This window comes from Geodermatophilus sp. SYSU D00697 (assembly GCF_054050175.1).
Map to the genome: position 1 here is coordinate 81,399 of NZ_JBJGYV010000003.1, position 24,825 is coordinate 106,223.

Annotated in this window: 23 protein-coding genes; 14 read left to right on the forward strand and 9 right to left on the reverse strand. The window is 75.2% G+C overall.

Annotated features, from left to right (window positions below; all coding sequences use genetic code 11):
* Positions 1–33: 33 nt before the first annotated feature.
* A complete protein-coding gene (locus ACI79C_RS04030) occupies positions 34–969 on the reverse strand; it encodes a patatin-like phospholipase family protein (RefSeq protein WP_456944330.1) in 936 nt (311 codons plus the stop codon).
* A 448-nt stretch (positions 970–1,417) separates the two neighbouring features.
* On the opposite strand from ACI79C_RS04030, the gene ACI79C_RS04035 reads away from it, so the two are divergent.
* Genes ACI79C_RS04035 through ACI79C_RS04045 form a run of 3 tightly spaced genes read left to right on the forward strand, consistent with a single transcriptional unit; the run spans position 1,418 to position 8,032 of the window.
* Complete coding sequence (locus ACI79C_RS04035; protein ID WP_456944331.1) at positions 1,418–2,986, forward strand: hypothetical protein; 1,569 nt, start codon at positions 1,418–1,420, stop codon at positions 2,984–2,986.
* Between the two features lie 41 nt (positions 2,987–3,027).
* Complete coding sequence (locus tag ACI79C_RS04040) at positions 3,028–7,077, forward strand: nSTAND1 domain-containing NTPase (protein WP_456944332.1); 4,050 nt, start codon at positions 3,028–3,030, stop codon at positions 7,075–7,077.
* A gap of 31 nt (positions 7,078–7,108) precedes the next feature.
* Positions 7,109–8,032, forward strand: coding sequence for a DUF4231 domain-containing protein (locus ACI79C_RS04045; RefSeq protein ID WP_456944333.1), 924 nt, complete (start codon positions 7,109–7,111; stop codon positions 8,030–8,032).
* 217 nt (positions 8,033–8,249) lie between these two features.
* On the opposite strand, the gene ACI79C_RS04050 is transcribed toward ACI79C_RS04045, so the two are convergent.
* Complete coding sequence (locus tag ACI79C_RS04050) at positions 8,250–9,728, reverse strand: hypothetical protein (RefSeq protein ID WP_456944334.1); 1,479 nt, start codon at positions 9,726–9,728, stop codon at positions 8,250–8,252.
* Positions 9,729–9,985: 257 nt separating this feature from the next.
* Between ACI79C_RS04050 and ACI79C_RS04055 the strand changes: the two genes are divergently transcribed.
* Positions 9,986–10,549, forward strand: a complete 564-nt coding sequence (locus tag ACI79C_RS04055) for a dihydrofolate reductase family protein (protein ID WP_456944335.1) — start codon at positions 9,986–9,988, stop codon at positions 10,547–10,549.
* Between the two features lie 62 nt (positions 10,550–10,611).
* Here the strand turns inward: ACI79C_RS04055 and ACI79C_RS04060 are convergent, their stop codons facing one another.
* The 4 genes from ACI79C_RS04060 to ACI79C_RS04075 all read right to left on the reverse strand — a co-directional run bounded on the left by ACI79C_RS04060 (position 10,612) and on the right by ACI79C_RS04075 (position 14,797).
* Positions 10,612–11,424: an IclR family transcriptional regulator domain-containing protein gene (locus ACI79C_RS04060; protein ID WP_456944336.1), complete on the reverse strand. Its 813-nt coding sequence runs from the start codon at positions 11,422–11,424 to the stop codon at positions 10,612–10,614.
* Between the two features lie 73 nt (positions 11,425–11,497).
* Entirely contained in the window at positions 11,498–12,490 is a 993-nt protein-coding gene (locus ACI79C_RS04065; RefSeq protein ID WP_456944337.1) for an ABC transporter substrate-binding protein, read from the reverse strand.
* 84 nt (positions 12,491–12,574) lie between these two features.
* Positions 12,575–13,759, reverse strand: coding sequence for an FAD-dependent monooxygenase (locus tag ACI79C_RS04070; RefSeq protein ID WP_456944338.1), 1,185 nt, complete (start codon positions 13,757–13,759; stop codon positions 12,575–12,577).
* 207 nt (positions 13,760–13,966) lie between these two features.
* Positions 13,967–14,797, reverse strand: coding sequence for a hypothetical protein (locus ACI79C_RS04075; RefSeq protein ID WP_456944339.1), 831 nt, complete (start codon positions 14,795–14,797; stop codon positions 13,967–13,969).
* Between the two features lie 144 nt (positions 14,798–14,941).
* On the opposite strand from ACI79C_RS04075, the gene ACI79C_RS04080 reads away from it, so the two are divergent.
* Positions 14,942–15,754 carry an SRPBCC family protein gene (locus ACI79C_RS04080; protein WP_456944340.1) on the forward strand — a complete coding sequence of 271 codons (813 nt, stop codon included), beginning with the start codon at positions 14,942–14,944 and terminating at the stop codon, positions 15,752–15,754.
* Between the two features lie 42 nt (positions 15,755–15,796).
* Here ACI79C_RS04080 and ACI79C_RS04085 read toward each other — a convergent pair whose 3' ends face one another.
* A complete protein-coding gene (locus ACI79C_RS04085) occupies positions 15,797–16,306 on the reverse strand; it encodes a hypothetical protein (protein WP_456944341.1) in 510 nt (169 codons plus the stop codon).
* A 32-nt stretch (positions 16,307–16,338) separates the two neighbouring features.
* Positions 16,339–17,274: an AraC family transcriptional regulator gene (locus ACI79C_RS04090; protein ID WP_456944342.1), complete on the reverse strand. Its 936-nt coding sequence runs from the start codon at positions 17,272–17,274 to the stop codon at positions 16,339–16,341.
* 170 nt (positions 17,275–17,444) lie between these two features.
* Here ACI79C_RS04090 and ACI79C_RS04095 point away from each other — a divergent pair, with 170 nt between their 5' ends.
* Together ACI79C_RS04095 and ACI79C_RS04100 are read left to right on the forward strand one after the other, a co-directional pair.
* Positions 17,445–18,689: a cytochrome P450 gene (locus tag ACI79C_RS04095; RefSeq protein WP_456944343.1), complete on the forward strand. Its 1,245-nt coding sequence runs from the start codon at positions 17,445–17,447 to the stop codon at positions 18,687–18,689.
* A gap of 1 nt (position 18,690) precedes the next feature.
* Positions 18,691–19,761 carry a 2Fe-2S iron-sulfur cluster-binding protein gene (locus ACI79C_RS04100; protein ID WP_456944344.1) on the forward strand — a complete coding sequence of 357 codons (1,071 nt, stop codon included), beginning with the start codon at positions 18,691–18,693 and terminating at the stop codon, positions 19,759–19,761.
* A gap of 58 nt (positions 19,762–19,819) precedes the next feature.
* Here ACI79C_RS04100 and ACI79C_RS04105 read toward each other — a convergent pair whose 3' ends face one another.
* A complete protein-coding gene (locus ACI79C_RS04105; RefSeq protein ID WP_456944345.1) occupies positions 19,820–20,041 on the reverse strand; it encodes a hypothetical protein in 222 nt (73 codons plus the stop codon).
* 181 nt (positions 20,042–20,222) lie between these two features.
* On the opposite strand from ACI79C_RS04105, the gene ACI79C_RS04110 reads away from it, so the two are divergent.
* The 7 genes from ACI79C_RS04110 to ACI79C_RS04140 all read left to right on the forward strand — a co-directional run bounded on the left by ACI79C_RS04110 (position 20,223) and on the right by ACI79C_RS04140 (position 24,773).
* Entirely contained in the window at positions 20,223–20,612 is a 390-nt protein-coding gene (locus ACI79C_RS04110) for a nuclear transport factor 2 family protein (RefSeq protein ID WP_456944346.1), read from the forward strand.
* Positions 20,613–20,677: 65 nt separating this feature from the next.
* Positions 20,678–20,947 carry a hypothetical protein gene (locus ACI79C_RS04115; protein WP_456944347.1) on the forward strand — a complete coding sequence of 90 codons (270 nt, stop codon included), beginning with the start codon at positions 20,678–20,680 and terminating at the stop codon, positions 20,945–20,947.
* An 87-nt stretch (positions 20,948–21,034) separates the two neighbouring features.
* A complete protein-coding gene (locus tag ACI79C_RS04120; RefSeq protein ID WP_456944348.1) occupies positions 21,035–21,355 on the forward strand; it encodes a PspC domain-containing protein in 321 nt (106 codons plus the stop codon).
* Between the two features lie 79 nt (positions 21,356–21,434).
* Positions 21,435–22,067 carry a maleylpyruvate isomerase family mycothiol-dependent enzyme gene (locus tag ACI79C_RS04125; RefSeq protein WP_456944349.1) on the forward strand — a complete coding sequence of 211 codons (633 nt, stop codon included), beginning with the start codon at positions 21,435–21,437 and terminating at the stop codon, positions 22,065–22,067.
* Between the two features lie 101 nt (positions 22,068–22,168).
* Positions 22,169–22,576 (forward strand): nuclear transport factor 2 family protein, encoded by a 408-nt coding sequence (locus ACI79C_RS04130; RefSeq protein WP_456944350.1) that lies wholly within the window; start codon positions 22,169–22,171, stop codon positions 22,574–22,576.
* Positions 22,577–22,869: 293 nt separating this feature from the next.
* Positions 22,870–24,009 carry a globin domain-containing protein gene (locus ACI79C_RS04135; protein ID WP_456944351.1) on the forward strand — a complete coding sequence of 380 codons (1,140 nt, stop codon included), beginning with the start codon at positions 22,870–22,872 and terminating at the stop codon, positions 24,007–24,009.
* The gene (locus ACI79C_RS04140; protein ID WP_456944352.1) at positions 24,006–24,773 is read left to right on the forward strand and encodes a DivIVA domain-containing protein; all 768 of its coding nucleotides are present in this window, start codon (positions 24,006–24,008) and stop codon (positions 24,771–24,773) included. The genes ACI79C_RS04135 and ACI79C_RS04140 overlap by 4 nt, the downstream gene beginning before the upstream one ends.
* Positions 24,774–24,825: the final 52 nt, after the last annotated feature.

The following is a 24,825-nucleotide window of genomic DNA, read 5'->3' on the forward strand; positions in this document are numbered from 1 at the left end:
ACGCGGACCCGTCCGACCGGGCTCGGGAGCCGCTCAGCCGGGCAGGGTGTCGAGGAACCGCGTCGCCTCCCGTCGTCCCTCGTCGAGCAGGCGGTCGATGAGGGCGGGGCTCCGGTCGACCTTGCTCGCCACGTCGAGGTCGAGGCCCAGGCCGATCTCGCGGACCTCGATGCGCCGGAACGGGTCGCCGAGGCGCTCCGCCCACGCGTTGACCTTCCGGATGACGTGCAGCTCCTGCTGGAGGGAGAGGTTCCCCGCCAGTTCGTTGCGCCGGTCGGCGATGTCGGCGATGGTCTTCGGTTCCTGCACGCGGACGAGTGGGTTGATCCGGATCACCCAGATCTCGTCCGGGCCGGCGTGGGGCAGCTGGTGCACCGGCGGGTTCTGTGCGAACAGGCCGTCCCAGTAGTAGCTGTCTCCCACGTGCACGGCCCGGTACAGCGGAGGCACGGCGGCCGAGGCCAGGACCGCCTCAAGGCTGATCTCCCGGCACCGGCTCGAGAACGCCCGGTGCTCCCCGGTGGCGACGTCGACGGCTCCCACCAGGAGCAGCGGCTGGTCCTCGTCGGGTGCTGCCTGCAGGCCGGCGACGCGGTCGAAGTCGACGTGTCGGGTCAGCAGGTCGGTCAGGGCAGCCCGCGCGACCTCTGGGTACACGTAGGGACTGACCACCGGCAGTGCCACCCGGCCCTCCAGCCGGGTCAGCCCGACCAGCCACGCGTTCGCGACCCGGTCCCTCAGCGTCGTCGCCGAGTTGGCCTGCCAGAAGCGCTGCAACAAGCGCCCCGCCTCGGCCGCACCGCCGGTCAGCAGGCCGTACCAGGCCAGCAGGGCGCAGAGGGCTCCACCGGAGGTGCCGGACAGGGCCACGACCGTCTGCGTTCCGGCGCCCAGCAGACGCTCCAGCACACCCGCGGTGAACGCCGTGTGGCTGCCGCCGCCCTGGCACGCGATCGCGACCTTCGCCACCGCTGACGCCTCCCGTCCATCCCGGGCCGCCGTGCGATCGAGGACGCCGGGTCTCGTCCCGACGTCGGCCTGCTCCCGCTCCTGTCCGATCCGGTCGCGGGAGGACAGCAGGCAACCGGTGGAGCACGGAGTCTGGCCGGTTCGCGTCACCGTCGCGTCACGGGAACGTCATCGCAGCAGCGCTCCTGCCGCGCTCTGCAGCAGCGATCTGCAGCGCCTCCGTGCACCGGCGTGTCGCGAGGAGTCGGTCCGTAGACGTATCACCGGCGACGGAGAACCCTCCTCTCCCTGAGGCACTGACTCAGTACCTGGGGGAACAGCGATGCTGAGGTCTGAGCGAGGCAGTTCCGTGTGCGCCCTGATGGGGATCTCGCTGGTGGTGGCGGGGTGCGGGTCCGGTCCCGACCCCGGCGCAGCAGACCGGGAGGCCGGGCGGCCGCAGGCAGACGTGGGATCGCCGCCGGGTGCGGGCGGGGTCCCCCTGGACGACGGCTTCTTCGAGGGGGTCGCCGGTGCGCAGACCGTGGAGGCCGCCGTCACCGTCCTCTACGAGCAGTGCGAGAGCGACCTCTCGATCACCGACGTGGAGGGGTGCCGGGCGACCGTCCTGGAGTCGGTGCGGTCGGCACCGATCCGGCTGGTCGACCACGAGGCCGACGGGTGCCGGGCCCGATGGGAGGCCGGGCACCTCGTCCTCGCCGGCGAGGACTGTGTCGGCAACTTCCAGCTGGTCGACGCGGGCGGCGAGCCCATCGACCCCGCCGTCCTGCCGCCCGACGGACGACTGCCCGAGGGCGCCGGGATGCCTCCGGAGGCGGTGCAGTCACCCCCGGGGTCGGGCGGTGGCAGCACCGACGAGGAGAGGCCGGGACAGCCGGGTCGACCGGGCGGGGGCACGACGGACGAGGAACGACCGACGAAGCAGTTCCCTCCGGCGGACTCGGTCAACAACCCGGACTTCAACAAGTTCGAGGGCACGGGGAACCTGGAGGTGGCTCTCCGCGGGCTGTACATGGACTGTGATGACCCGAACCGCCCCGATCCTGGTGATCCGGAGAAGGTCAGGCCGGTAGAGGACCCCGAAGAGTGCAAGAGGATCGCCCGCGAGTTCCTCGCGGCCGGGTTGCAGAGGGCCGTCTACAGCACCGGAGCGCCCACGGGCGAGGGGGGCTGTGAGGCCGACTGGGACGACGCGACCGTCCCACCGCGAGTCGTGCTCAGAGGGAGCGGGTGCGGGAGTGCCTTCCTCCTGACGAACGCGAACGGTCACCTGCTCACCGATGAGGAGCTCCGGCGAGGGACCGGGAGCGGGGGTCCCGAGGAGACGGTGGTGCCCTTGCCCCGGGGCACCGGAGTGGTGCGGGACGGGTTCGAAGCCGTCGCGGAGTGTGCGGGGAAGCAGGAGGACTCCGAGGACGTCGCCGCGTGTCGGGAGGAACTCGACCAGAAGCTCCCGCCGAGGACGGAGAACCAACCTCCGCCGTACACGGCCCCCCAGTCGGCGTCCGGGGACGAGCAGCGGTCGGCGGACCAGCAGCAGTCCGCGAACCAGCAGGAGTCGGGCCAGCAGCAGGAGTCCGGCGAGCGGCAACAGGATTCGGGCCAGCAGCAGGAGCAGTCCGGGAACCAGCAGCAGCAGTCCGGCGAGCAGCGGCAGTCCGGCGAGCAGCAGTCCGGCCAGCAGCAGGAGTCCGGCCAGCAGCAGGAGCAGTCCGGGAACCAGCAGCAGGAGTCCGGCCAGCAGCAGGAGCAGTCCGGGAACCAGCAGCAGGAGTCCGGCCAGCAGCAGGAGCAGTCCGGGAACCAGCAGCAGTCCGGGAACCAGGAGCAGGAGTCGGGCGAGCAACAGTCCGGCGAGCAGCAGCAGGAGTCCGACCAGCAGCAGGGATCCGGCGAGCAGCAGCAGGGGTCGGGGACCCAGCAGCAGGAGTCCGGTGAGCAGGAGACCGAGGAGCAGGAGACCGACGAGGAGCAGACCGACGAGGAGCAGACCGACGAGGAGCAGGTCAGTCCGTAGGCCGGCCGTTGTGACGACCCTGATCGTGTGAGGGGGAAGCGGTGGGCAGGGTCTTCCTCAGCCACGCCAGCGAGGACGCCGAGCTGGCCGGCACCGTGCACGGGTGGCTGTGCGCCGACGGGCACGACGTCTTCCTCGACCAGGACCTGCGGGACGGCATCGTCGCCGGAGACGAGTGGGAGCAGCGGCTGCTCGAGCGCCTCCGCTGGGCCGACGCGGTCGTCTGCGTCGTCACGTCGGCCTACACCCGGTCGGTGTGGTGCACGGCGGAGGTGACCTTCGCCCGGTCACGAGGCAGCCGCCTGGTGCCGGTCCGCGCGGAGGCCGGCGCCCGGCACCCCCTGCTGACCGCCGTCCAGCACGTCGACGTCACGAAGGGCGAGGAACGGGCACGGGCCGGTCTGGCCGAGGCACTGGTACGGATCGACTCCGCCGGTGGTCGCGGCTGGCCGGACGACCGCTCGCCCTTCCCGGGCCTGCGCCCCTTCGACGTCGACCAGCACCGGGTGTTCTTCGGCCGCGAGCACGACGTCGACCAGCTGGCCGCACTGCTCAGGTCACCGGCCGAGCGCGCCGACGGGACCGCCCTGCTGGTGGTGGGGCCCTCGGGGTGCGGCAAGTCCTCGCTGGTCCGGGCCGGCCTGCTGCCGGTGGTGGCGGAGGAGCCCGAGTGGTGGACCCTGTCGCCGTTCCTCCCGGGCACCGACCCGGTCGGCGCCCTGACGCGGGAGCTCGCGGCCGCGGCCCGGCTCCTCGGCCGGGACTGGTCGCTGGCCGACGTCCGTTGCCGGCTCGAGCACGGGTGGCTGACCGAGCTGGCCGACGAGCTGCTCCTCGCCGTCCCCGGGCACCGCCGACGTCGGCTGCTGGTCGTGGCCGACCAGTTCGAGGAGGTGCTGACCCAGGCGGCGCCGAACGACCGGGCCCGCTTCGCCGCCCTCCTGCGGCCGGCGTTGACCGGGCCGGTGCAGCTGGTCGCCACCCTGCGGCCGGAGTTCCTCGAGCCACTGCTCACCGACCCCGACCTCAACGCGCTGCCCAAGCGGATCCACCCGGTGCAGCCCCTGCGCCGGGAGTCGTTGCGAGCGGTCGTCGAGGAGCCCGCGCGGCTGGCCGGCATCGAGGTGGACGAGGACCTCGTCACCCGGCTGGTGGCCGACACCGACAGCGGTGAGGCACTGCCGCTGCTGGCGTACACCCTGGCCCAGCTGGCCGAGGGGATCGGCCGGGGTGGCCGCCTGCTCACCAGCCGCTACGAGCAGCTCGGCGGGGTCCAAGGAGCCCTCACCCGCCAGGCCGAGTACGCCCTCGCCGACGCGATCGCCGGCACCGGCCGCAGCCCCGACCAGGTGGTCAAGGAGCTGCTCCGGCTGGTCACCGTTGACGAGCAGGGCCGCCCCACCCGGTGGCGCGTGTCCCGCGACGAGCTGCCCGAGCAGGTGGCCACCGAGCTGGACGCGTTCGTCGCCCGCCGGCTGCTGACCACCGACCGCGAGGACGACCGCGTGGTCGTCGGGGTCGCCCACGAGGCCTTCCTCACCGCCTGGCGGCCGCTGCGGGAGGCCATCGAGGCCGCGTCCACCGCCCTGCGGGCCCGTCGCGCCGTCGAGCAGGCCGCCGCCGAGTGGGCGGCTGCCGACGAGCCGCCGTCCCGGCTGTGGGAACGCGGTCAGCTGGCCGCCGCGCTGGCCGACACCGGGGCGCGCCTGCAGCGAGGGCGTGCGCAGGGGACGCTGGTCGCCGACCGGGTCGAGCTCAGCGCGCGGGCCCGCGAGTTCCTCCGGTCCAGCATCCGGCGTGACCGGCGACGGCGGCGCCGCAGCACGGTCGTCCTCTCGGTGCTGCTTGTCCTCGCGCTCGCCGGGGCGGGCCTGGCGACGCTCGCGCAGAACGCAGCGCAGCGGAGCGAGCAGGCGGCGGTGGCCCGCCAGCTCGTCGCCCAGGCGGACGAGGCGCGGGCGACCGACCCGCGCACGGCTCTGCTGCTCGGCATCGCGGCGCAGGACATCAGTCCCGACGCCGAGACCCGGGCCAGCCTGGTCGAGACCCTCACGCACACCCGGTACGCCCGCACCCTGCCCCACGACGACGACGTGGTGGACCTGGCGCTCACCGAGGACGCTGCCACCCTCGCCACGGCCGGCATGGACGGCCGCGTCGTGCTGTGGGACGTCGCCGACCCGGCGCGCCCGAGCCGGATCGGCCCGCCCCTGACCGGCCACCAGGAGTTCGTCTACTCGGTCGAGTTCTCCCCGGACGGGCGCACCCTGGCCTCGGCCAGCGGGGACGGGACGGTGGTCCTGTGGGACGTCAGCGACCCGGCCGGACCCGAGGCGATCGGCGACCCGCTGATCGGCCACACCGACCAGGTGCACGCGGCGGTGTTCACCCCGGACGGGCGCACCCTGGCCACCGCGAGCGCCGACGGCACGATCCTGCTGTGGGACGTCGCCGACCCCGCCCGGCCCCGTCGGCTCGGGCCACCGGTGCCCGCCGGTGGCGACCGCGTGACCACGGTGGCCTTCTCCCCGGACGGGCGCGTGCTGGCCTCCGCCGGGTTCGACCACGTCGTCCGGCTGTGGAACGTCGCCGACCCGGCCGCTCCACGGCAGATCGGCGAGCCGCTGGCCGGTCACCGGAACGCGGTGTGGGCGGTGGCGTTCGCCCCGGAGAGCCCGGTCCTCGCCACCGCGAGCGCCGACGGCACCGCCCAGCTGTGGGACGTCGCCAACCCCCAACGGCCCCGCCGGCTGGGACAGCCCCTGGCCGGCCACGTCAGCCAGGTGTTCTCGGTGGCGTTCGCCCCCGACGGCCGCACCCTGGCCACCGCGAGTGCCGACCGGACCGTCCGCCTCTGGGACCTCGCCGACCCGGCCGACCCGCGGCCGCTCGGCGATCCCCTCACCGGGCACACCGACCGCGCGAACGCGGTGGCCTTCGCTCCGGACGGGCGGACGCTGGTCAGCGGGAGCACCGACCGGACGGTGGTGCTGTGGGACCTGGCCGGCCCCGTCCGGCCACGGCCGCTCGGCGAGCCACTGACCGGGCACCCCGACGGCGTGTACTCGGTGTCCTCCGCCCGGGACGGGCAGGTGCTGGCCAGCGGCGGAGCCGAGGGAGCGGTCCTGCTGTGGGCCACCGGGGACGGCGCCCGGCGGGAGGTCGGCCGGGTCCCCGCCGACCCGGGCGGTGGGGTGCGCCCGGTCGCACTCACCCCGGACGGACGCGTGCTGGCCACGGCCGGCTCGGACGGGGCGGTGTCGCTGTGGGACCTCACCGACCCGTCCCGGCCGACCCCGTCCGCCGAGCCCCTGGCCGGCCACGAGGGACAGGTGTACGCGCTGGCGTTCAGCTCCGACGGGCAGGTCCTCGCCAGTGCGGGTGCCGACGGGTCGGTCCGCCTGTGGGACGTCGCCGACCCCGCCCGTCCGCGAGCGCTCGGCGAGCCCCTCAGCGACCACACCGGGCAGGTGCTCTCGGTGGCGTTCGCGCCGGACGGACGCCTGCTGGCCAGCGGCGGCGCGGACAACGCGGTCGTCCTCTGGGACCTCGCGGACCCGACCCAGCCGCGCCGACACGGCCCCGCGCTGGAGGACCACACCAGCCCCGTCACGTCCCTGGCCTTCGCCCCGGACGGGCGCACCCTCGCCGCGGGCGCTGCCGACCACACGGTCCTGCTGTGGGACGTCGCCGACCCCGACGACCCCAGCCGGTGGTGGCCGGTGCTGACGGGGCACACCGGCCCGGTGTCCTCGGTGGCGTTCGGCCAGGACGGGCGGACCCTGGTGAGTGGAGGGGCGGACGGCGCGGTCGCCCTGTGGGACCTCACCGACCGGGACCGGCCCCGCCTGCTCGGCCGCCCGCTGGACGAGCAGGGCGGGTCGGTGAACTCCGTCGCGTTCGTCGGTGAGCTGACACTGGTCAGCGGCGGCGGGGACCGGACGGTCCGGCTGTGGGACCTCGGCCCGCTCCGTCAGGTCCGGGAGCAGCCCACCGGGCGGGCCTGCGCCATCACCGGTCGCGGACTCGACCGCGCGGAGTGGGACCGCTACGTCGCAGGACTGGCGTACCGCGACACGTGTGCAGCCTGATCATCACGCCCCTCGTCGCGGGAGGTTCGCAGTGACGACCCGGACACCGACCGACGCCCTCGTCGACGCCTGGCGCGAACAGCGGCGCTGGTCCTCCACCGCCGGCCGGCTCAAGAAGCGGCTCGCCCGGTGGCGCACCGCGGCTCTCGCGCTGGCCATCGCCGGGGCCGTGCTGGCCACGCTCGCCACCCAGGTCGGGCTCGGCAGCGGCGTCGGCCGGGGACTCAGCGTCGCCGCCGCCGTGGTGCTCGCCGTGGTGCCGGTCATCCGCACCGCACAGCTGGGGCGCGACCGGGTCGAGGCCTGGACCCGGGCCCGGTCGGTCGCGGAGGGGCTCAAGGAGGAGGTCTACCTCTACCTCACCGGGACACCGCCGTACGACGGCGCCGGCCGGGATGCCGAGCTCGCGAGGCGGACCTTCGACATCACCGACGACGCCGAGGACCTCGCCGGCCACACCCTCGGCCGGCCGAGCGACGACGAGCCGCTGCCGCCCGTCGAGGACGTGCACTCCTATCTCAGCGTCCGCGTGCAACCGCAGATCGACCGGTACTACACGCCCGGTGCGGCCCGGCAGCAGCGGCGGCTGGCGACGTTCCGCGCGATCGAGTTCGGACTGGCGCTGCTGGGCGCGTTGCTCGGGGCCGTCGCCGCCGCCACGCGGCTCGACGCCGTCGGTGCCTGGGTCGCGGTGGTCACGACGGTGGGGGCGGCGATCACCGCGCACGTCGCCGCGGCCCGCTACGAGCACCTGGTCATCACCTACCTGTCCACCGCCCGGCAACTGAGAGCCCGGGTGGCGCAGTGGCGCGAGGGCACGGACCACGGCCCCGCAGCGGCTGCCCGGTTGGTGCGCGACTGCGAGGACGTCATCTCGCGCGAGAACGAGAGCTGGATGGCCGCGTGGAGCCGCGACGACGGCGGGAGGGCCCAGACCGCACCGGCCGGGCGCTGACCGGCCGCGGCCGCGACACACCTGCGGCAGCGGGTGGGCCGCGGGCCGCGTGCCTGCGGCGAAGTGCGCTTCGGGCGCAGGCGACCGGTCAGACGACGCCGGAAGCGCACATCACCGGCGCCCGCCCCGGGAGGCGCCGCCGTCCTCGAGGGTGTGCCCGTCCCACGCTGGGCGTCGGCGGGCACACCCTCGATCGCAGCGGCCGGCTACGGCCCGGTCAGGGCGCGGTGGGTCCGTCGTTCGACTTGGCCGGTGGGATCAGCGGGTCCGGCACGGGAGCGTCCGTACCGCGGGGGCCGGCCGTGCCCGTCGCCGGCGCGGGGGGCGGCACGACGACGTCGACCCCCTCGACGGTGACCCCCTCGGCGTCGGCCGTGTCGGTGCCGGCCGTGTCGGTGCCGGCGTAGTGGCGGCCGGACGCCCGACCGGTCAGCTTGTCGATGCTGCCCTGCAGCGGGGCCGGGGCGGCGGTCCTGGCCTTGTCGAGGGCCTGCTGGACCTCGGGTCGTTCCACCACTCCGGCCGCGGCCTGCTTGATCTGCTCGTACCGGTCCTGTCCGGCGCGTGCGCCGAGCACGTACCCGACACCGAAGCCGAGTGCCAACGACAACCTGCCCATGCCTCTTCTCCACCCCTTCTCGAGTCGTTCCCCTGTCTCGGCGAGCACCTTCGGCGCCGCCTCGGCTGCCGCGCCCACCGTGAGCAGCGCGTGCAGACCCGTCCGTCCGGCGTGACCGGCACCTGCGGCCACCCGCGGGAGGGCGGCCACGACCGCCCCGGTGGCCGCACCGGTGGCCTGCAGAGCCGAGTCCGTCCCGGCGCGGGCGGCACGCCAGGCCGCCTCCCCGGTCGTGGCCAGCCACGGTGCGAGTCGCGCGGTGGCCTCGTCGGTGTACGTCCGGGCCGCCGTCGAGGCCTCGCGCCCCCACCGGGCGGCGTCGACGGCCGCACCGCCGACCGACCGGGCACCTGCCGACGCGCCCTCCCGCGCCAGGCGGCCCGAGGCCGCCAGCACCGGTCCGGCCGCCGCGGCCAGCGCAGCGGCTCGAGCGCGGGCGGCGGCGCCCGCGGCGGCTGTGCCGACGGCGGCGCGGCGCGGAGCCGGCCTGCGCCGGGCGGGTGCGCGTCGCCAGAGGGCCGCCGACCCGAGAACCGGTCGGCCGCGCCGGCGCACCGCCGCGACGACGGCTGCGGCCAGGCCCACGAGCACGAGCACGGCGGCCGCCACCGAGCGACCGCGTCCCGCGGAGTCGCTCCCGGCGAGCCGGTCGTCGTCCGCGTCCGGTGCGGCCCCGGCCGTCGCGCCCTGCGTCGGCCCGGTCTGCACGGACTCGGCCCCGGCGGGCTCCGCCTCGGTCGGCAGGACGCTCTCCGAGCCGGCCCGGGAGTACTCGATCCCGTAGTGCCGGTAGAGCTCCGCCTCCTGCTCCTGGGACAGCTCCCGCGAGGGACCGAACCGTGGCGCGGCGTCGACGTCGGCCCGGGGGACCGAGACCTGCACCCGGTCCCCGCTCCCGGTGGCGTCGAGGAGCGGGACCACCACGGTGACCTCGTCGCGCTCGGCGTACAGCCACTCCGGCAGCCCGGTCGCCTCGTCGGCCAACAGGGCGGCGCACACGCCGATCTCCTCGCCGTCCCGGTCGACCACCGTCGCGCCGACCCAGTCCCTCGCTGCGTCCCGATCCGGCAGTGTCATGGCTTCTTCCCTGTCGTGAGCGGCGGGCGACGGAGCCGCCGTGCGGGCGGCCGTCGCCCCGAGCTACCCACCAGGTGACGCGTCAACCCGGCGTCGTCGGCCCGGGCGTGCCGCGGGGGACCCGTCGGCGCCGCGCGCTCAGCAGCGAGATCGCCGTCCTCCCACCGATGAGAACCGGCGTCGGCCATCGTCTCTCCCACGACACCGCACATCCCGGCGCCGACACCGCAGCCGGGCGATCAGTTGAGGAGCACGCCTTGGGCGCGATCAAGGTCCACGAGTTCACCACCGTCGACGGGGTGGTCGACGTCCCCATGTGGACGGTCGACTACGGCTTCCCCGAGGACCTCGCCGCCTCGATCGGTGCCCTCACGGCCTCGTCGTCGGGCATCCTGCTGGGCCGCACGACCTTCGAGATGTTCGCGCCGGCCTGGTCGACCCGGACCGTGGAGGAGGACGAGGGTGCCCCGTTCTTCAACGACACCCGCAAGTACGTGGTCTCCTCCACGCTCACCGACGCCGAGTCGGTGTGGCAGAACTCGAGCGTGGTCGGGGGGTACGACGCCGACCGCCTGCGCGCGCTCAAGACCGAGGTGGACGGCGACATCTACGTGAGCGGCAGCGCCACCCTGGTCCGCGCCCTGCTGGCCGACGGCCTGGTCGACGAACTGCACCTGTACGTCTACCCCGTGGCCCTCGGGGAGGGCATCCGGCTCTTCCCGGACGGCGCCCCGCGGACGCCGCTGTCCCTGCTCGGTGCCGAGGGCCTCAGCAACGGGGTGGCGCACCTGACCTACGGCCCGGCGCCCGCCGCCGGCTGAGCACGAGCGAGGGCCGGGCTCCCGTCGACCGGAGCCCCGCCCTCCCGGCCGTGCCGGGAGCGCTACAGCATCCTGCCCAGCCGGTCGGCGTGCCGGCGCAGGACCGGGAGGAAGGTCGCCTGCATGTCCTCCAGCGTGACCCGGGAGGCGAAGGCGGCGGCGCTCATCGCCGCCACGACCCGACCGGAGCTGTCCCTCACCGGCACGGCCATGGTCCGGATGCCGAGCTCGAGCTCCTCGTCGGTGTAGGCCACGCCCTCCTCCCGCGCACGCTGCACCCGGGCCCGGATCGCGTCGGTGGACGTGAGGGTGTTCGGGGTGGTGCTGCGCAGGGCGGCCCGGGCCAGCAGGGCGTCGACCTCGTCGTCGGGCAGGCCGGCGAGCAGGACCCGCCCGGTGGCGGAGGCGTGGGCCGGCAGGCGCGCCCCCAGCCGCACCCCGGCGGACACGACGCGCTCGGCGTCGGCGCGGGCGACGAAGACCGACTCGTCGGACTCCAGGACGGCGAGGGACACCGACTCGCCCAGCTCCTCCCGGGCCGCGATGACGTGGGGGCGGGCGAGCAGCGGCAGGGGCGCGGTCTCCAGGTAGGCGGCGCCGAGCCGGACCATCCGCGGGGTGGGCCGGAAGAACTTGCCGTCGAAGCTGAGGTAGCCCAGCTGCTCCAGGGTGAGCAGGCACCGCCGGGCCGACGCGGGGGTCGTGCCCGTCACCTGGGCGGCCTCGCTGATCGACAGCTGCGTGCGGGACGCCCCGAACGCCTCGATGATGGCCAGCCCCTTGGCCAGCCCGCCCATGCCCTCGGCCGCGCGGGGCCGGTCCCGGCGCCCGGCGGGGGTCCCCCCATCCGGAGCGGTCGGCACCGGTCGGTTCATCGCGATCGTCCCCCTGCGCTGCCGTCGACGGGCCCGGAGGGTCTCACGCGCGCTCCCCGGGCCCGCCCGTGGCCTACTCCTGCGGCAGCTCCTCGGCCTCCACGACCACCTCGTCCAGGTCGAGCCCCTCCTCCATGAGGCCGTGCTCGACCATGAGGTCGGCGAGCGTGCCGAAGTCGCTCAGGTCGCTGGTCTGGCTCAACCCGGGCTGCGAGAGCTGCGCGGCCACGTCCGGCGAGATGTTCGTGTAGGTCGGGATGATCTCGGTGACCGTCTCGGGCTGCTCGACGGCCAGGGACATCGCCTGGTCCATGGCCCGGACGAACGCCGCGACGGTGTTCGGGTTCTCCTGGACGAACTGCGCCGTCGCCGTCCAGCCCGCGACCGGCAGGTTCTCGGTCGGCCCCTCGAACGCGCTCACCACGCGCGTGGCGACGCCGCTCTGCTCGGCCTGCGTCAGGAACGGCTCGACCAGCCAGGCCGCGTCCACGTTGCCCTCCGCGAGCGCGGCCGGCATGTCCGCCGGGGGCAGCTCCACGAAGGTGAGGCTGTCGAGGTCCACGCCGTGCGACTCGAGCACCGCCCGCGCGGTCAGCTCCTGGATGTTGCCGAGGCTGTTGATGGCGATCCGGGCACCGGCGAGGTCCGCGGGGTCGGTGACCTCGCTCCCGGCCGCGACGTAGATGCCCTGGGGCCCCGACCGGTTGTTCTCCCGGATGATCCGCAGCGGGAGTCCCTCGCTGGCGGCCTGCAGGATCGAGACGTAGTTGCTGAAGACCACGTCGATGTCCCCGGCGACCGCACCGGCGATCTGGGCGGCCCCGCCGGAGGCCACGTCGGCCTCGACGGTGAGCCCCTCGTCCTCGAAGAAGCCCTCCTGGATGGCCAGGTAGAAGGGCGCCAGGTCGGCGAGGGGGAGGACGCCGACGGTCAGCTCGGTCTGCTCCGGCGCCCCCGCCTGCGCCGGGGCGGCTCCCTCCGACGAGGGCTCGCCGCCGCCGCAGGCGGTCAGTGCCGTGGCCAGTGCCACGCCCAGCGCGAGCGCGCGGGTGGTCCGGTGCCTCATGTCGTCTCCTGGTCCGTCGGTGGGGGCAACGCAGCCGGCCGTGCCGGGCCGCACCCCGGAGGTGGCCGGGGTGCGGGGGAGTGATCAGGTCAGGGAGTCCGCCGCGGCCTCGGCCTCGGGGAGCACGTCGTGGTCGTAGAGCCACTTGCGGTAGGTCACGTGGGCGGCCATCTCGGCGTCGCGCACGCCCAGGTCGGAGTACGCCGAGTCGTAGCGGAGGCCGTTCTCCCGGGCTCCGCGCTGGACGAGCGCCACGCGCTCCCGGCGGAGGCGCTCGTAGGCCAGCAGGGCCGCCGGGGCGCCCGCCCGGTCGGTGCGCGAGAGGATCGTCGCCAGCGCCATCCCGTCCTCGATGGCCTGGTTCGCGCCCTGCCCGAGGTGGGGGAGCATCGGGTGTGCGGCATCGCCCAGCAGGCTCAGCCGCCGGTCGGTCCACGTCGAGAGCGGCTCCCGGTCGTAGAGCCCCCAGCGCAGCGTCGAGCCCACGTGCTGCAGCAGCGCCTCGATGCGCGGGTCCCAGCCGGCGAACTCCCGCCGGAGCTGGTCGGGGTCGCCGGGCGCCGACCACGACTCCCGCATCTGCTCGTCGGCGGGCACGAAACCGACGTAGTTGACCAGCTTGCCCGCGCGCAGCGGGAACACCAGGAAGTGCCGGCCGGGGCCCAGCCACATCTGCCAGGCGTCGGTCGGCCAGTCGGGCACCAGCTCGTGGGGCACCAGGCCGCGGTAGGCGACCGACCCGGAGAAGACGGGCCGGGACGGCGGGACGACGTGGTGCCGCAGCTCGGAGTGGATGCCGTCCGCGGCGATGACGACGTCGGCCTCGACGACGGCGCCGTTGTCGAAGGACAGCCGCGCGCCGTCGGCGTCCTGCTCGAAGCCGGTGCACCGGTGGCCGGTGTGCACGACGCCGTCCGGGAGCCGGTCTGCCAGCATGGCGACCAGGTCGGCGCGGTGCATGCCGAAGACGGCGCTCCAGCCGGCCGAGTCGGTGACCTGGACGCCGGCGATCTCGGTGCCGTCGTGGCGGCGGTAGCGGGAGCCGGGGCCGATCCGCGCGCCCCACTGCTCGACCGCCGGCCCGAGCCCCACTCGTTGCAGCTGCCGGACGCTGTTCGGCGTGAGCATCACCCCGGCGCCGATCTCACCGAGGGCGGGAGCCTGTTCGTAGACGGCGACGGGGATGCCGGCCGCCGCGAGGGCGTTGGCGGCGAACAGGCCGCCGATGCCGCCGCCGACGACGGCCACGGAGGGTCGGGACTCGACCATGAGCGCGCTCCCTGGGCTGGTCCGTCATCCGGCCTGACCCCTCAGGTTTCGGATAACGAAAACTTTGCGTGTGCCGCACAGCACAGTAGGAGATCGGCCGGGCCGCCGTCAAAGGCCGGCTCCCTGGTGGGCCTGGCTCCGCCGCCACGGCAGCGGTGCCGGGACGGCGTGACGGGGGCGAGGCCGGTCGGTGGAACCCGCCCGGCGCTACCCGGGGAAGGGGAGCGGCGAGGCCCCGGGCGGATCCGCGACCGCCCGTGCGCGCGGCCGCCCGCGGAGCCCCCGCTGCGCGGTCGACGCCCGCCGCGCCGCCTGCCGGGCCACCCGACGGGCCGTCTCGTGGCGTTCGGCGGTGCGCTGGGCGTGCAGGGCCCGGGCCTCGGCCGTGCCCGGCGCGCAGAAGCCCTCCACGGTGAGCCGGCAGACGGCCAGCCGGACCCACCGCGTCCGGTCGTCGACGTCCCGGACGCCGACGACCAGCCCCACCCCCTGGCGCCGCAGCGCGAACGACACCCCGCGGACAGCGGCCTCCGCCGCGCCGGCCGCCTCGGCGGCGGGGCCGTGGAGCCACGTGACGTGCCCGACCTCGGCGCGGACGCGGTCGTCGCGCTGGCGCCAGGCGATGTCGGACAGCGGGGAGAGCGCGACCTCGAGCGCGTGGCCGAGGTCGTCGACGACGACGTGCAGGTCGGTGCCGCCGTCGGCGCCCGGCACCCGCTCCACCCGGGGCCGGTGGCCCTGCCCGGTGAGCCACCCCGTCAGGCCGTGCTGGTACCGCAGGTGCTCGTACGCGCGACCGGCCGCGGCCCCTCGGCGGAGGAGGCCGCACGGTGCCTCGGCGGGATGACGGAAGGCGGGCCGGCCCCCGGCGATCGAGACCCCGAGCCGCGACCCGCAGCCGCCGGCCTCGCGGGAACACCAGAACCCGCCGCCGTAGTGCCGCTCCAGGCGCCGGGCCTCGACGGGGCTCTCCGGCAACGCGACCGCGTGCGTGCCCGCGGCCCCGTCGGTCACCGCCCACACCAGTTCGCTCGACACCCGGCCCTCCTCCACCCCGGGACGGACGGTAGGGCGGGGGTACGACAGGACGGCGGTGCCCGGCTGCGGGCTTCGTTCGCACGGAGCGGGGGTACCGCGGCACCACGTTGTCCGGCGGGTTCCTGCGACGAGGGAGGACCAGCGATGAGCACCCGGGTGGAGAAGTCGATCCAGGTGGACGTGCCGGTGCGCACGGCCTACGACCAGTGGACGCAGTTCGAGGACTTCCCGCACTTCATGGGCGGGGTGCGCGAGGTGCGCCAGCTCGACGACGAGCGGCTGCACTGGGTCGCCGAGATCGCGGGTGTCCGGCGCGAGTGGGAGGCCAGGATCCTGGAGCAGGTGCCCGACCAGAAGGTCGCCTGGGCCGCGACGGAGGGCGCGACCAACGCCGGAGCGGTCCGGTTCCAGCCCGCCGGGGCCGGTTCGACCATCGTGTACCTGTCCCTGGACTACGAGCCCGAGGGGCTCGTGGAGCAGGTCGGCGACAAGCTCGGCATCGTGGAGCGACAGGTCCGCAGTGACCTCGAGCGCTTCAAGGCCCTGGTCGAGAACGAGGGCTACGCCAGCGGCGGGTGGCGCGGCTCGGTCAACGAGCACCTCGACGTCGGCACCCCGGATGCGGGTGCCGCCTTCGCCACCCGCGGGGACAGCGGCAAGGCCGGGGTCTCGGCGACGACCGTCGTGGCCGGTGTCGCCGCGGTGGCCGGTGCCGCGGCCGCGGGCGTCGCCGCCGCCAAGTCCTCGGGAGGCAGGGAGGCCGAGGAGAGCGAGGGGACGGTCCCGCCGCAGGAGGTCACCGTCGTCGCGCAGCCACCCGCCGACGCGGTGCGCGACGACGTCCTGATCGAGGAGTCGGACCCGGAGGGGTACACCACCTCGCCGTCCACGGAGGGCGTCGAGAAGGGCGTCCGCGACACCGGTGACGACCCCATGATCGGCGGCGGCAGCCGCTGACCCCGCGGCCGTCCTGCCGGACGCCCGGCGGGACGGCCGCGTTCAGCGCGAGCGGGCCCGGCGACCGGCCGGCCGCGCCGGGGACCAGTCGAGCACCCAGCTCTGCCCCGGCGCGAGGCCGGCCCACCGGCCGGACGCGTCCCGCACCGACGCAGCGGCGGCCTCCAGCCGTTCCCGCGGGAACCCGGCGGCGGCGACCTCGGAGGGGAGGACCTGCGCTCCCCGCGCGAGGCGGCCGACGAGGTCGGCCAGCCCCTCCGCGCGCTGGATCCGCGCGGCGCGCTCGCGCTTGAGCCGCTCCGACCGCTCGGCGGCGTGCGGGGGCTGGCGGCCCGAGAGGTGCCGCATGCTCCGCCACACCACGCCGTCGGCCACGCACCCCCAGATCCCGTCGGGCACCTCGAGCCCGGCCTCGACCACCGCGTGCACGAGGTCGTGCGGGAGGTCGGCACCCCCGCCGGCGCCGCGCATGGCGAACACCACGCCGTCGTCCCGCTCGACCAGCGTCTCCACCGGACGGCGGTCGGCCATCCGCTGGAAGGTCATCCGCACAGCCGCAGTGTCGGCCGCGGGTCAACGGGGTTTCAGCGCCGCGCCTCGGAGGGGGAGCGGCCGTACCGCCGTCGGTAGGCGGCGGCGAAGCGGCTCGCGCTGGAGAAGCCCCACGCCGCGGCGACGTCGCTGACCGTGAGGGCCGGCCGGGCCAGGAGGTCCGCGTGCGCCCGCTGGAGCCGGACCCCGGTCAGGTACTCGGTCGGCGTGCAGCCGAGCCACTCGCGGAAGCCCTCCTGCAGTCGCCGGACGCTGGTGCCGGCCAGCGCGGCCATCTCCCCGGCGGTCCAGGGCCGGGCCGGGTCGCCGTGCAGGTGGTCCACCACCCGCTTGACCGTCCGGGGCTGGGCCACCACCGCCCGGGCGCCGTCCGGGCAGCTGCTGAGCAGGAACCCGGCGGCGATCGCCCCTGCGAGCTGGTCGCGCACCACGCCGGTGTCGAACAGGTCGGGTGCGCGCAGGTGCGCGGAGAGGCCGGCGACCAGCTGGCGCCACGCCAGCCCCTGCCCCGAGTCGAGGTCCACCTGGTCGGGCAGCGAGCACCGGGTGCCCGCGCGGTCGCTCCCGAGGACCCGCTCGGCCTCGCGCTCGAGCCACGCGCTGTCGAACTTGACCCCGAGGACGGTGCAGGTCGCGTCCCAGTGGCTGATCAGGGACGGGGTGTCGGCCCGGAACACCGTCCCCTGCCCGGGCAGCGAGGTGACCCGGCCGTGGCGCCCCCTGCTCTCCAGGTGCCCGGTCAGCGGCATGTTGACCTCGTAGGCGCCGGGGTAGTCGCACTCGATCGCCACGTCGGCCCCCCAGCCCACGTGCCCCACCAGGACGTGGCCGAGGTCCAGCGTGCGCAGCGTCAGCCGCGGCTCGGAGGCACCGCCCAGCTGGCGCAGCTCGTGGGGGAAGTACGCCTCGGCGACGACGCGGGATGCCTGCCCCCAGTCGGAGGGTCCGCCGCGCCGCCGTCCGGACACGCGTTCGAGGTTACCCGAGCCGCCGGCCCCGCCTGAGACGGCGATCACAACACCGCCGCGCGATGGGTGCCGGCGTCGCGTGATGTGTGTCGTGGGCCACCCGTCGTCGACCTAGCTTTCCCGACCAACCACGGCCCGCCCGTGGAGCCGACCGAGTCCGGAGGGGACCGATGACGATCACCCAGCAGCCCGCCGTCGCCACGGAGCAGCGCGACCTGTCCTGGCTCGACGACGTCACGATGACCGAGCTCGAGTGCAACCCCTACCCGACCTACGAGCGGCTCCGCCGCGAGGCGCCGCTGGCGTTCGTGCCGGTGCTCGGCTCGTACGTCGCCTCGACCGCCGAGGTGTGCCGGGAGATCGCCACCAGCCCCGACTTCGAGGCCGTCATCACCCCCGCCGGCGGCCGGACGTTCGGCCACCCGGCGATCATCGGGGTGAACGGCGACGTCCACGCCGACCTGCGCTCCATGGTGGAGCCGGCGCTGCAGCCGGTCGAGGTCGACCGGTGGATCGACGACCTCGTGCGGCCGATCGCCCGCGGTTTCCTGGAGCAGTTCGAGGACGACGGGCACGCCGAGCTGGTCGGCCAGTACTGCGAGCCGGTCAGCGTGCGCGCCCTCGGCGACCTGCTCGGCCTCAAGGACGTGTCCTCCGACCAGCTCCGCGACTGGTTCCACAAGCTGAACCGGTCGTTCACCAACGCCGCGATGGACGAGAACGGCGAGTTCGCCAACCCGGAGGGCTTCGCCGAGGGCGACGCAGCCAAGGCGGAGATCCGCTCGATCGTCGACCCGCTCATCGACCGCTGGACCACCGAGCCGGACGACAGCGCGATCTCCCACTGGCTGCACGACGGCATGCCGCCCGGCCAGACCCGCGACCGCGAGTACATCTACCCGACGATCTACGTCTACCTGCTCGGCGCGATGCAGGAGCCGGGCCACGGCATGGCCTCCACGCTGGTCGGGCTGTTCAGCCGGCCCGAGCAGATGGAGGAGGTCGTCGACGACCCGACCCTGATCCCGCGGGCCATCTCCGAGGGCATGCGCTGGACCTCGCCGATCTGGTCGGCCACCGCCCGCATCTCCACGAAGCCGGTCACCGTCGCCGGCGTCGAGCTCCCGGCCGGGACCCCGGTGATCCTGTCCTACGGCTCGGCCAACCACGACACGGACCGGTACGAGGCGCCGACCGTCTACGACCTGCACCGCCCGCCGCTGCCGCACCTGGCCTTCGGCGCCGGCAACCACGCCTGCGCCGGCATCTACTTCGCCAACCACGTCATGCGGATCGGCCTGGAGGAGCTCTTCGAGTCCATCCCGGTCATGGAACGCGACACCCGGGAGGGCGTCGAGTTCTGGGGCTGGGGCTTCCGCGGCCCGACGAGCCTGCACGTCACCTGGGAGGTCTGAGATGACCTGCGCCCCCGAGGAGACCGCCGCCGAGGAGAGCTGGGCCGTCACCGTCGGCGGCCGGCGCGTCGAGTGCGGTCCCGACCAGTCACTGCTCGACGCGTTCCTCCGCGCGGGCGTGTGGATGCCGAACTCGTGCAACCAGGGCACGTGCGGCACGTGCAAGCTGCGCGTCCTCGACGGCGAGGTCGACCACCGTGCCTCGCCGGCGGAGACCCTGACCGACGAGGAGCGGCGAGCCGGCATGGCGCTGGCCTGCCAGGCCACCCCGCGGAGCGACACCGTCGTCAGCCCACCGGCCGCATCCGGTCCCGTCCGCGGCACCCACGCGCTGCGCGACCTGGTGGCCACCGTCCTCGACGTGGAGGACGTCGCCCGCGACACCCGGCGGCTGCTGCTCGGCCTCGACGAGCCGCTGGCGTTCGCCGCCGGGCAGTACGTGGAGCTGGTCGTCCCGGGCAGCGGCGTGCGCCGCCAGTACTCGCTGGCCAACACCCCCGAGGAGGACAAGGTCCTCGAGCTGCACGTCCGGCGGGTCCCGGGTGGCCTCGCCAGCGACGCGTGGCTGTTCGGGTCCGTGGCCGTGGGGGACCGGGTCGAGCTCACCGGCCCGCTGGGGAGCTTCTGCCTCCCGGCACAGGCCGAGGACGAGGGCGAGCCCATGGCCTGCATCGCCGGCGGGACCGGGTTGGCCCCGTTCGTGGGCATCGTGCGGACGGCGCTGCGGCGGCGACCCGACCGCGAGATCGTGCTGTACCACGGCGTCCGCGGGGCCGAGGACCTCTACGACGTCGACCGGCTGACCGAGCTCGCGGCCACCCACCCGGGCTTCCGGTTCGTGCCGGTCCTGTCCGAGGAACCCGATCCCGCCTGCCGGGCCGGCTTCCCGACCGACGCGTTCCTCGAGGACGTCGCCAGTGCGCGTGGCTGGTCGGGGTGGCTGTGCGGCCCGCCGCCGATGGTCGAGGCCGGGGTCAAGGCGTTCAAGCGCCGCCGCATGGCGCCTCGCCAGATCCAGCGGGAGAAGTTCACCCCCGCCGACGCCCTCGGCGCGGAGGCCGCCGGGGGGTGAGCGCAGCGGAGAGCCGGCGCCCGGTCGGACCGGGCGCCGGCTCCCCGCTGGTCGGAGGTCAGGCCCGGGGCAGCCCCACGAGGACGCCGTCGGTGTCCCGCATCTCGTCCAGCGGATCGGTGTCCACGTGCCGCGCCGTCCGCCACTCGCCCGGGGCCCAGGCCCGCACCAGCAGGCCGTCCTCGGCCAGGGCGACCAGTGCGCCGCCCTCCGTGGCCAGCATCTCGGCCTCCACCCGCTCCTCGTCGCCGACCGCGATCCGCACCGTCCACACCGGCATGCCGCGTTCCCCCTCGCCTCGGAGGTGCTCCTTGCAGGCACCCGCTCTGCGAGAACCCAACCCGTCCTGAGGGACGAGCGTCAACACCGCGTGGGCGCGTCGTGGTCCCCCGGGCGCGTCGTGGCCGTGCGTCCGCCCGCGAGCAGGCTCCGCGGGCCGTCCCCGGTGGCACAGTTCTCGCATGGACGAAGCGGGCGCCCGGGCGATGCTGCAGCACTACTTCGACCGCACCGCGGCCGGGGATGACGAGGTCGCACACCAGATCTACGCCGAGGACGCCGTCCTGGAGTTCCCGCAGTCGGGTGAACGCTTCGAGGGCGTCGCGAACCTCCTGGGCTGGCGGGTGGCCTACCCGGCGCGGGTCGACTTCGAGATCCAGCGCGTGCGGGGCCAGGGCGACGTGTGGGTCGTCGAGCTCCGTCTCCGCTACGACGGCGGGCCGTGGAAGAACGGCGTCGACATCCTGGAGTTCCGTGGCGACCTGGTGGTCCGCGAGACGGCGTACTCCATGGACCCCTGGGAAGCGCCGCAATGGCGGGCCCGCTGGCGGGCGGCACCCCCGGTCGGCTGACCCGCCGGGCCGGCCCGCCGTGCGTGCGTCCCCGGGACGGTCCGGGATCGGGCACGCTTCGGCGCATGAGCGACACCGCGCAGGTCGCGCTGACGGTCGTCTGCTACGCCGTGGCGGCCCTGGCCCAGTTGACCGCCCTCGTGCTCCTCGCGCGGGAGGCCCGGCGCAGCAGCAGCGTCCTCCGTCGGTGGCACGAGGCCGACCCGCGGCAGCGCGCGGAGCTCCCCGGCCTGGTCGGCGACCTGCTCGGCAACTCCTTCGACCGCGGCGCCGCCGTCGTCCTGCTGGTCGTGGGCGTCGTGACCGGCGCGCTGGGCCACTTCCTCAGCCTCTGACGCAGGGTCGTCCCCGAACGCAGAACCGGGGTCGGATCCGGGCGTTCCCCGATGGTCCGTGGCACCCGGCGCCGACAGGCTCGTGGCATGACATCGACACCGGTCCCCGACGCCGCCCCCCTCCGCCCCGCCCGCCCCCAGCTGCGCCGCAGCAGCACCGACCGGATGGCCGGCGGTGTCTGCGGCGGCCTCGCCGACTACTCCGGCGTCGACGCGGTCCTGTGGCGGGTCGGCTTCGTCGGCCTCACCCTCGCCGGTGGCACCGGCGTCGTCCTCTACCTGCTGCTGTGGGTCCTCGTCCCCGCCGGGCCTGCGCACCCGGGGGAGGCGCTCAGCCCGCTCGAGCAGCTGGTCCGCCGGCTGCACGACGCGGTCACGGGCGCCCGAGCGCGGACGCCGCAGGGCTGAGGCGCCGCCGCCGATGAGTCCGCGGTGGCGACCCGGTCCTCCCTCCGAGGCCGCCGAGGGGCGCCCGAGGAGGGACGAGATGACCGACGACGAGATCAGGGCGGCCGTCGCCGCCGAGCGCCGCGAGCAGGTCGCCCTGTACTCCTCGCTGTCCCCGCAGCAGTGGGACGCCCCGAGCCTCTGTGCGGGCTGGCGGGTGCGGGAGGTGCTGGCCCACACCACGATGCCCTTCCGCTACTCGCTGCCCCGGGTGGTGCTGGAGCTGCTGAAGGCGCGGGGGAGCTTCGACCGGATGGCCGACCGGCGGGCGCACCGCGACGCCGAGGCGCTCGGCCCGGCCCAGCTCCTGGCGTCCCTCCGGGACAACGTCGACCACCCCTGGTCGCCCCCCGGCGGCGGGCCGGTCGGGGCCCTGTCGCACGACGTCATCCACGGCCTGGACGTCTCCGTGGCCCTGGGGCTGGACGACGAGCACGCCTCGACCGAGCGGGTCGCCACGGTGCTGGCCGGGATGCGGCCCAGGAACGTCGCCTACTTCGGCGTGGACCTCGACGGGGTCCGGCTGCAGGCGACCGACACCCCCTGGACCCACGGCGCCGGCCAGCCGGTCCGCGGCCGCGCCCGGGACCTGCTGTTGCTGGTCTGCGGTCGGCGGCTGCCCGCCGGCCGCCTGGAGGGGCCGGCCGCCGCGCGCTTCGCGACCGCCGGCTGACGGCCCGGGCGCAGCACACGACGATCGGCCCTGCCGCTGCCCGGACGACGGTGGCACCGTCGCAGCACGCGGGTGCGGGACGGCAGCGAGGAGCGGCGGGTATGGACGAGGCCACCGTTCGGGCAGCGCTGCTGCACCACCTCGACGCCAGTGCTGCCGGGGACGAGGACACCGCCTCGGAGATCTACGCCGAGGACGCCGTCCTGGAGTTCCCGCAGTCGGGGGAGCGGTTCGAGGGCGTCGCGAACTTCCGGGAGTGGCGGCGCCAGTACCCCGCGACCCGCATCGACTACGCGCTCGACCGCGTGCGGGGCGGCGGCGACGTGTGGGTCGCGGAGCTGCGGGTCAGCTACGACGGCGGCCCGGAGCTCCGCGGCGTCGACGTCCTCGAGTTCGACGGCGACCGGGTGACCCGCGAGACCATCTACGTGGCCGACCCCTGGGAGCCACCGGCCTGGCGTGCCCGGTGGCGGGCCGCGCCACCCCGCGCGGCGGATCCCACCGGCTGAGGGACCCGCGAATCGCGAACCCGCAGGCGGGTCGCTACGGTTGCCAACAGCCACAGTCCGGTGACCGCTCGTAGAGCAGCGAGGGCGAACCGGACTGCGCGCCGGGGGAGGGCCGCCGTTGGCGCGTGGCGGAGGGGCAGCCGCGGCGTCCTCCCGCGGGACCGGGACAGGCACGGGGGGATCGGAGGTGCTGATGTCCATCCACGAACGCGGCCAGGCACGCCCTGCAGGGGCCCCGACCCGCCGGGCCCGCTGAGGCCCCCGCGGCCGGGCACCGGCACGAGGACACGCGCATGGACATCCCCGCGATGCGGGCCTGCTTCGCCAAGGCCGCCGCGGCCGGCGACGAGGCCCCCCTGTACTTCTACTCCCACCTGTTCCTGAGCCACCCCGAGACGCGGAAGCTGTTCCCCGTCTCGATGGCCCACCAGCGCGACCGGCTGTTCTCCGCGCTGGGGGACGTCGTCGCCTACGTCGACGACCTCGACCGGCTGGTCCCGATCCTCCAGGCGCTGGGCCGCGACCACCGCAAGTTCGGCACGGTCGCCGAGCACTACCCGGCCGTGGGCGCCAGCCTGCTGGCGACGCTGAGGCACTTCGACCCCGAGTGGGATGCGGCCCTCGAGCAGGACTGGACGGCGGCCTACCAGCTCGTCGCCACGGTGATGATCGAGGCCGCCGACGAGGCTGCGGACTCCCCGCCCTGGTGGGACGCCGAGGTCGTGGCCCACGAGCGCCGCACCGTCGACACCGCGGTGATGTGGCTGCGCCCCGAGCCGGAGTTCCCCTTCGAGGCGGGGCAGTCCATCTCCCTGGAGAGCGACGTGCGCCCCAAGCTGTGGCGCTACTACTCGCCGGCCAACGCCCCGCGCCCCGACGGGCTGCTGGAGATCCACGTCCGCGCCTACGACGGCGGGCCGGTGAGCACCGCCCTCGTGCGCCGCGTCGGACAGGGCGACGTGCTGCACCTGGGACCCCCGCTCGGGCACATCCACTACGACGCGGAGTCCGACCGGGACCTGCTGCTCGTCGCCGGCGGCACCGGGTTGGCGCCGCTCAAGGCGGTGGTCGACCACGTGGCCCGCTACGGGCCGCCGCGGCGGGTCGACCTGTTCGTCGGCTCCCGCACCGAGGAGCGCATCTACGACCGGGCCGACCTCGAGCGCATGGCCGCGGGACACCCCTGGCTGACCGTGACCTTCGCCGTCTCCGGGGACGACCTGTCCCCGCTGGAGCAGGGGGACGTCGGCGAGGTCGTCGCGCGGCACGGCCCCTGGACCAGCCGTGACGTCTACGTCGCCGGGCCCGCGGCGATGGTCGAGGACACGACGACGAGGCTGGTCAAGGACGGCGTCCGCCCCGAGCGCATCCGCAGTGAGGTGTTCGCCCCGAGCCGGCTGGGACCCAGCCTTGACGGAGAGGTGACCGAATGACGATCGAGCAGGCCGGGCAGGGGCGTCGCGAGCGCCGGCTGAGCCCCGGGGACGTCCGCAGCGTCCAGTTCGACCGGGGCACCATGCTGCGCCCCGGCTACAGCGACGTGGAGGTCGACCGCTTCCTCGACCGGGTGGCCGAGGAACTGGCCTCCCTGCACGCGGAGAAGGCCGAGCTGCGCGACCAGGTCAACGCCCTCCGGGAGCAGGTCGCCGGCGCGACGGCCGTGGAGGCGCCCAGCGAGCAGGCCGTGCGGATCCTCGCCACCGCCCAGCAGACCGCGGACAGCTACGTCGCCGAGGCGGAGGACTTCAGCCGGCAGATGACCGCCGACGCCCGTGCCCAGTACGAGGAGCAGGTGCGGCGGGCCCGTGAGAACGCCGGCGCGATCATCCAGGCCGCGCAGGAGGCCGCGGCGAGGATGGCCGGCGGTGGCGCGCAGCCGACCCCGGCCCAGAGCGGCGAGCGGACGACCAGCCAGGACCTCGAGGACCAGGTGGCCTACCTCAAGGCCTTCGCCCAGGCCTGCCGGGTCCAGCTCCGGGCCTACCTGGAGGCCCTGCTCGCCGACGTGGAGAACGAGTGGGGCCGGGCCGACCCGGCCTCGCTCCAGCAACTGCCGCCGCGCGCACCGGCGGGGCGGACCGAGACGCCGGCGCTCCCGCGCAACGTCGCCCGCGAGGTGCCGCTCGACGACCGCACCAGCGAGGGCCCGAAGGTCAGCGGTACCGAGGGGGGCGGGGTGGTCAGCCGGCGCAGCTGAGCGGCCCGGACGGGCCGGCCGGCGCACCGTCACCCGATCGGGCGAAGGCCCC